This window comes from Terriglobus sp. YAF25 (assembly GCF_052113305.1).
Lineage (GTDB): Bacteria > Acidobacteriota > Terriglobia > Terriglobales > Acidobacteriaceae > Terriglobus.
Genome location: NZ_JBFRCY010000962.1, coordinates 1 through 1,365, shown reverse-complemented (window position 1 = coordinate 1,365; position 1,365 = coordinate 1). Strand labels below are relative to the sequence as shown.

The 1,365-nt window shown below is 52.0% G+C and carries 1 protein-coding gene; it reads left to right on the top strand.

What is annotated here, in order from left to right; genetic code table 11:
• Positions 1-1,152: 1,152 nt before the first annotated feature.
• The coding region (locus tag AB4043_RS25615) for a hypothetical protein (protein WP_442308533.1) at positions 1,153-1,365 on the top strand (213 nt) is incomplete at its 3' end.

Below are 1,365 nucleotides of genomic sequence, written 5' to 3'. Positions count from 1 at the left end.
CTCCCACTCCACTGCAAACCGGGCACGCTCTTCCAACACTCCGCTCGCTCTCCAAGGCATGCCAGACTTCTACACGCCTCCGCTCGACCTCGCGAAAGTGTTACCTATGTCCCCGGTCTAATCTGTTACCCATCTGCCCGGTCTGTACCACTCTATACGGCACGGCTAAAAGCCGTGCCCTTAAACACGACATCGCGCTTCGCGCGACAGGATACAAGGCTCATTGTGCTCGGCTCTATCCTTCCGTTGCGCGCAGCGCAACCATTTCGCACCGAGGTGCGAATGTATTGCTTAAGGGGACGGCTTCAGCCGTCCCGTACAGGCCGGAGCAAAAGGCGGCTTTAGCCGCTGAGGTACACGCTTAGAGCGTTCTCCATGTTGTTGGGTATCCCGGAAGAATCATTAATTGACCACACCTATTTCGGGCAAGCAGTGGCGTTTTCATTGCGCATAGATGCCCTACCCCTACAGGGAATGCTCTATTCAGCGTCGTTTCGGACGTGGATTCAGTCGAAGCATTAGATAACAACGAAGAACAGTTCTGAACTCTTCCGCGATCATCTTTTGTTCTGCATGATCAATGCCGGCGTAAGTTGCCGGAAGCGTCATGATGATCTCTAGAGTGATCGTCGTGATACGCCGCGCATTCACAATGGAAAGGCCGGGGTTGAGTAACACCGGCGTGTGCGTAGTCCTGATGGACTCCTCTGTGTGTCAGCCACACAGGACGTTGCGCGAACGGATGGTTATTGATCTACGAAAGTCAAAACCCGGCTCCTATTTCCTTTCCACGACTCATGAGCAGGATCAAGCCTCCTACTACTACCCGCTTCAGATCAAGTAGGCAATCTTGCTTTGGACGAATCTTTAGGAACCGTGTAACGAGACGGGGACGGCAACGATCAATCTGTTCCACTGATTCGACTGCCGCGGTCAGATAGGGTACAACTATAGCGCACCGCACGATGCAATTCCGGGAATTGCCTATACCTGGATACCACTGCGGTCGATCGACCTTCCTCCCACCTGCATCGTTGCTTAATCCAACACTGACGCAACAAAGGAGATCCGTCATGTCCGAAAAGCAACTCGACTCACACAAGCCGCAAGGTCAATAAATAACAACACCAACTATGCGTCTTGGAGGGCACATTGGCACTTATTCTGAACTTTTATCTTTCCAACACAACATCTGAACCATTGGTACTGAAACCCAACCCCGAGGTCAACTTGCCTTTCTACACGGTCAAACCTCCGGCCGAAATTCAGCCGGATACGATAGGTCATTGGCAGCTAACGTATCACGATAACGGTGGTAGCTTGTCGCTTATTTTCCAAGTAGGGCAAGACGAGGTCATGTTTGGC